Source organism: Mesorhizobium sp. M1A.F.Ca.IN.022.07.1.1, from assembly GCF_003997575.1.
Taxonomy (GTDB): domain Bacteria; phylum Pseudomonadota; class Alphaproteobacteria; order Rhizobiales; family Rhizobiaceae; genus Mesorhizobium.
In genome coordinates this window covers 1-4,728 of sequence record NZ_RZST01000405.1, presented here as the reverse complement: position 1 = coordinate 4,728, position 4,728 = coordinate 1, and the positions used below count along the sequence as shown (strand labels likewise).

Annotated in this window: 8 protein-coding genes, 1 tRNA gene and 1 pseudogene; 5 read left to right on the top strand and 5 right to left on the bottom strand. The window is 59.9% G+C overall.

The features are described from left to right. Both EOA75_RS35315 and EOA75_RS29030 read left to right on the top strand, forming a co-directional pair. Positions 1-129, top strand: a pseudogene (locus EOA75_RS35315) (peptidase M15A); the annotation flags it as partial. Positions 130-266: 137 nt separating this feature from the next. Continuing rightward, positions 267-341 (top strand) — tRNA-Glu (locus tag EOA75_RS29030). 181 nt (positions 342-522) lie between these two features. Here the strand turns inward: EOA75_RS29030 and EOA75_RS29025 are convergent. After that, a complete protein-coding gene (locus EOA75_RS29025) occupies positions 523-921 on the bottom strand; it encodes a hypothetical protein (protein ID WP_245322496.1) in 399 nt (132 codons plus the stop codon). A gap of 622 nt (positions 922-1,543) precedes the next feature. Then, on the bottom strand, positions 1,544-1,717 hold the full coding sequence (locus EOA75_RS34265) for a hypothetical protein (protein ID WP_164747630.1): 174 nt from the start codon (positions 1,715-1,717) through the stop codon (positions 1,544-1,546). Positions 1,718-2,049: 332 nt separating this feature from the next. On the opposite strand from EOA75_RS34265, the gene EOA75_RS29015 reads away from it, so the two are divergent. Together EOA75_RS29015 and EOA75_RS29010 are read left to right on the top strand one after the other, a co-directional pair. Next, entirely contained in the window at positions 2,050-2,232 is a 183-nt protein-coding gene (locus tag EOA75_RS29015; protein WP_127325767.1) for a hypothetical protein, read from the top strand. A gap of 342 nt (positions 2,233-2,574) precedes the next feature. Further along, a complete protein-coding gene (locus EOA75_RS29010) occupies positions 2,575-3,261 on the top strand; it encodes an aspartyl/asparaginyl beta-hydroxylase domain-containing protein (RefSeq protein ID WP_095826126.1) in 687 nt (228 codons plus the stop codon). A gap of 4 nt (positions 3,262-3,265) precedes the next feature. Here EOA75_RS29010 and EOA75_RS29005 read toward each other — a convergent pair whose 3' ends face one another. From EOA75_RS29005 to EOA75_RS28995, 3 genes are all read right to left on the bottom strand, one after another. Continuing rightward, on the bottom strand, positions 3,266-3,571 hold the full coding sequence (locus EOA75_RS29005) for a DUF982 domain-containing protein (protein ID WP_095826127.1): 306 nt from the start codon (positions 3,569-3,571) through the stop codon (positions 3,266-3,268). Positions 3,572-3,757: 186 nt separating this feature from the next. Further along, a complete protein-coding gene (locus tag EOA75_RS29000) occupies positions 3,758-3,994 on the bottom strand; it encodes a hypothetical protein (protein WP_127325766.1) in 237 nt (78 codons plus the stop codon). A gap of 115 nt (positions 3,995-4,109) precedes the next feature. Next, positions 4,110-4,454, bottom strand: a complete 345-nt coding sequence (locus EOA75_RS28995; protein WP_245466771.1) for a hypothetical protein — start codon at positions 4,452-4,454, stop codon at positions 4,110-4,112. A gap of 92 nt (positions 4,455-4,546) precedes the next feature. On the opposite strand from EOA75_RS28995, the gene EOA75_RS34600 reads away from it, so the two are divergent. After that, positions 4,547-4,728 (top strand): hypothetical protein (locus tag EOA75_RS34600; protein ID WP_206517053.1); only part of this gene is annotated, 182 nt, incomplete at its 3' end.

Here is a 4,728-nt window from a genome sequence, read left to right as displayed (position 1 = left end):
GTGCGTTCGATGCCGGGCCGCGGCGGCGTCGGAACCTACTGCCACACCGAATCCGTCCATGTCGACGTCGGCCCCGAGCGCGACTGGAACTGGCGCTGCCGCCGACGCGGCGGCGGTGGCGACAACTGAGCGGCTTACCTGCTTCGGTCGAACTGTTTCCGGTTGCCAAACATGCGTTTTGCAGGCTCGCGAAAAAAGTTGTCGCATGTGGCGGCAGATGGGTTGCCGGTTGCGAACAACGCAATTATAAGCCGCTTCGTCTGAGCGCGCCCATCGTCTAGCGGTTAGGACACCGCCCTTTCACGGCGGTAACAGGGGTTCGATTCCCCTTGGGCGTACCAGCAGATGTCAGCGACTTAGCACCCTCTTCCGGCAAATCATCCAATAACGTCAAATAGCGACTGCGTATTTCGGCCGACGGTGACCGCGAAATAGGCCCGCTCTGCGAATCCGTAGCGGCTCGTGTCATCCGGTGGCGCTTTTCATAACGTGAACGCCTTCCAGCGCTCCTCGAGTCAGACATTATGGCTCAAGCAGTGCGAAACCATATAGCGCCCACAACTGCTCACATTCTCTCGCCCTGAGGCTCGGTGTTCCTGCTTTTCCGTAAAACACCATCGCTCCGCGAACTCCGTATCCAAGCACGGATGCATTCGCAACGAACTGGATAGCTTCCCCCAGGCGCATGGTGCCGATCTTGGCATCAGTCTTGTTGGCGAGGTCGACGACTCCAAGGATCTCAGCGTCAGTGTTCCTGGCTTCGAGAACAGCATCCGAAGTCGCACTGGTGACGCAAAAAGGCATCGTATTAGCCTCTGCTAATAATAACAGCGAACTAACGCGTCTTGTTCCCGAGGATCGACAGGCCCGGCCACCGAGGTCGCCGGGAATTGCCTCGTATTTTAGCAACATCTGAAACAAAGGGATTTCGCGAGCGTTTAAAGCTCCACAAAGGAGCTTCGACGATGGACCCGGCTACGGCAGCGGTGATGGTTTTGCTTTTGTGCAGCCCAGGCGAGGCTTCGATCTGCAAACCGCTTAATACGGCGCCTCGGGTTTTCGCCTCCCTCAACGAATGCCGTGCCTCATTGGCAGATGAACTGGCCGGCGCTCCTAGCGGAAGAATGGTCGGCCGATGCCAGGTGATCGATCCGACCATCACGGGCTCTTTGCCAGCCGGCTATACGACAGTTACGATTACGCGCGGCGAGAGCGTTGTCAGGTATATTGTTCCGCACAAGGAATAGCCGGGCCACCTAAGCAGCCGAGCCTGGTCCGAAGAGTATCGATCAGCAGCCCGTCTATTTCCGCCGCCAAACATTCGCCTCCCGAGCCAAGACGAAGCAGTGGAGTGGTCGATATCAATCCGGTAGGGATCGCCGTGCAGGGTTTCTATCGGGTGGGCTAGGAATCGCGCAGCAAGATCGACTTGGGCCAGCTTCGCCTTGACCTCTGCGGCTCGGTCGGCGATGGCATCGGCACGCTGCGGATTTGTCCTTCCTGCCCAACAGGCGGCTTGAGCCGCCTCTACGCTGAAATTTCGTCAGATACCGTCCCAAGTGTTGGAAGAAAGATACTTGGTGGTCGGCATAACTGCCCAGCCAAAATCCATTTGCATTTCGCGTGGCGGGCCGTTCAGCATCCGCGTCGTTTTTTGGGCATCATGCGCATATTTCAGGGCCGCTCCCATGCGGTTGAGCGTTTTTAAAATCGACATGGCTCATCATCCTTCCATGTGCCGAAGCCGTCCCGCGAGCGATCTTCGGCTGCTTTCGATCGGTACTAGATGGTAGATGATTGTTTCCGCCGCGTCGCACGCAAGCTCACGGGCTGTAACCAAACAGTTGCCCCTGAAACGCTCGCACACAACCAAGCTGGTCAGAAGGTTTTGAGGTGATCGGAGTTGTCCCAGGCATCCCACGCACAGGGAGCGTGTGCCGTTGCCTCCTCGAAACAAAGCCGAAATTGCGCACCATCAGATCGAAACATGATCGCTGCAAAAACGGCGTTGACCGGCACTGCCGGAAATCAGAGCAAAGGGAAACTCAAATGACCAACATTATTCGTAATGCAATTCTGGCTACTGTCGCGGTTTTCAGCTTGTCCGGTGCGGCTTATGCTCAGCAGCAGACCATCACTTCTTGCAGCAATCACGATGATTACTGGAGCCAGTGCCTGGGTGCCGCAAACAACGGCCACCAGAGCGGCGGCCGCGGACACGATCGCCACTGATTGACGATCGGGTTCCAACAAATGCCTCGCTGGCAAGTTGCCGGCGGGGCTTTGTGCGTTCTGGCAACCTCTTTGATCACAGGACGCCGCGCAGCGGCCCAATCGCCCCCGGTGTGTCCTGAGGTGCACGACGGCGGCTGCAGCCGACCAGCCGCTGGCGCTGAGACGCCACGATCGACAGCACGACGCCCGAAGTCATCGAGGCGTCACGACTGGTCCGCAGATGACATCCAAGACGCGTGATACAAAACCGAACGTCTGGCTGACGCCTCGGAACAAATCTCCGTGACCCATAGCTGAAAGCAATCGTGCACTATATTATAACATGGTCGAGGCGATGCGATGTCGAACGTCTACGATCTTGGAAGCGATCTGGTGCGTCGTATCTATGAAAAACGCATAGATGCACCGGCGATTCTTGATGCCTCCACGCATTTTCCCAACGCCACAAAGTTCGCGGCCGTCTGGCAGAGTATTCGCGATGAAGCGCTGTCGGTGCAACTGAACCGGGTGCCGCGTTTTCACGACATCATGCCGGAACAGGCCGAGATTTCGGCCAATGACGGCCTCGATTGGCGCATGTTCGTGCTCAAGGCTTACGACATGACGATCCCGGAAAACCTTGGGAAGATGCCTACCCTCAGCCGGTTGCTGTCGGAGTGCCCCGAGGTCAAATCGGCGGCTGTTTCATTCCTGGCGCCGCGCAAGCACATCCCGCCCCACCGCGGCCCCTTTCGCGGCATCATGAGATTTCATCTCGGCCTTGTCATTCCGAAACTGGCGGACGGCCGCCCGGCAACGATCATGATGATCAACCATGAGGAAAAGCGGATCGCCGACGGCGAATGCCTGCTGTGGGACGACACTTTCGAGCACGAGGTCATGAACAGCGCCGATCAGGCGCGTATCGCCTTGTTGCTTGATGTGTGGCGCCCGGATATGCCGCTGGACATGGAGATCCTGTCCAGGTTGATCGTTCGCGGCGTGCAGGTGGGAATGCACTACAGAGGGGTATCTTTCGCCGGTTGACGCGTCACGCCCTCGCTTCGCGAAATCCTCTTGCGCTGCCGCCGCGCTTCAGCGGCAACATCATGTCCCTTGCAAGCAAACCGCTGACGCGGCAGAAGGCCATGAAGGCCCGGCACGCTTCCTCGGCGCTTGCCACATCGACCGTCGCGCCGAAGCAGGAGTTAAACGCGGCGTCATAAACCTTGCCCTGCCGGCGCTTCGGCCAATTCTGCAGGAAATCGAGCGCCTGCTCGACGCTGTAGATTTCCTCGACCGGCAGGCCAGGCGCGGGCGTGATGCGCACCGGCACCTCGAATTGCAGTCTGTCCATTCCCTGTCTCCCGAACTGGCGAAGTCGGAGCGACGCCGTTCGTTCTGAAAAGTTCTTTGACCGGCTTTTGACGCAGGAATGTGACCTCAGTGCGGTGCGGGCCCGGCGACTGCCGCGGCAGATCGGCGCTCTGGCCACATCGTTCGACCGGGCGATGCAACCGGCATCGCCCTGTCGAGGTTGCGTCTACCGGTTCGCCGGGTCCCTCTCCGCCTCGTAGGCCATGCGCGAGACCACCATCAGCAGATTGGCGGACGGCACGGCGAAGATGACGCCGAGCACAATCGCCGCCGTCCCTTCCACACGAAGCGTTGCGGCTACAGCCCAATAAACGGTGCCTATGCAGATAACTGCCTGGACGGCGAGAAACGCGGCTGCCGAAGCAGCGCGCGTGAGTGTCTTGAATGTCTTGATACGTTGCATCGAGAAATGTCCAATGGGCGCGCCACGCAACCTGCCGACGGCCGATAGCCGTCGCCAGGTCGCGGCGCGCAAGGAATAGTTGAGGTGAGGAAGCTGCGGCCAGCGACCGCCTGACTCAGGCGGTTGGTGGCGCGCGGGGCTGATTGGGATGCGAGAGCGGCGCGGCCACAAAGGGAGGCGCGATGCCGGCCTGCGCCGGCAAAGTCCCGCCAGCGACAAGGAAATCGGATGCGGGAGCGAGAATGCCGGGATTGCCGCTGACGAGCTTTACCGGCAGCGGCCGGCCGGCGCGGGCTTCGAGGGCCTGCGCCTTGCCGGCGATCCTCAGCCAGGCAAACGTTTCGCCCTGCCGCATCGCGCTGATGCCGGCGCCGCGCGGGGCAGACGCTGTCGAGGCGGAGACCTCGGCCTGGCGAAGCTCACCAGCGCAAGCGCAAGCAGCGCCATCAGGGCCGAGCACGCGGTCCTGCTTGGCAGCAGCGTCGATCTTGCGCGTTCCGGTGCCGTCAACGGGCGTAAATCTCCTGAATCCTGACCCGGCTACCTCAAGGGATGGTGCAAGGAAAGCTTCGCGACACCCAGACGCGCCCGCCCAGCGAATATTCCCTCGGCAAACCGGTTGCAGGCACTTCGTCCTTGAACCTTGCGGCTTCCAGTGCCAAATCTGGAGAAAATTTCCGCACCGGCTCGCGTCAGGAGCCAACCCGCGAACGGACAAGAATGGTTACCTATCT

What these genes read in the sequence shown, in the direction of transcription:
- EOA75_RS34265 (WP_164747630.1), bottom strand. Translation starts at nt 1,717, where the DNA reads ATGTCGATTTTAAAAACGCTCAACCGCATGGGAGCGGCCCTGAAATAT.
- EOA75_RS29015 (WP_127325767.1), top strand. Translation starts at nt 2,050, where the DNA reads ATGACCAACATTATTCGTAATGCAATTCTGGCTACTGTCGCGGTTTTC.
- EOA75_RS29010 (WP_095826126.1), top strand. Translation starts at nt 2,575, where the DNA reads ATGTCGAACGTCTACGATCTTGGAAGCGATCTGGTGCGTCGTATCTAT.
- EOA75_RS29005 (WP_095826127.1), bottom strand. Translation starts at nt 3,571, where the DNA reads ATGGACAGACTGCAATTCGAGGTGCCGGTGCGCATCACGCCCGCGCCT.
- EOA75_RS29000 (WP_127325766.1), bottom strand. Translation starts at nt 3,994, where the DNA reads ATGCAACGTATCAAGACATTCAAGACACTCACGCGCGCTGCTTCGGCA.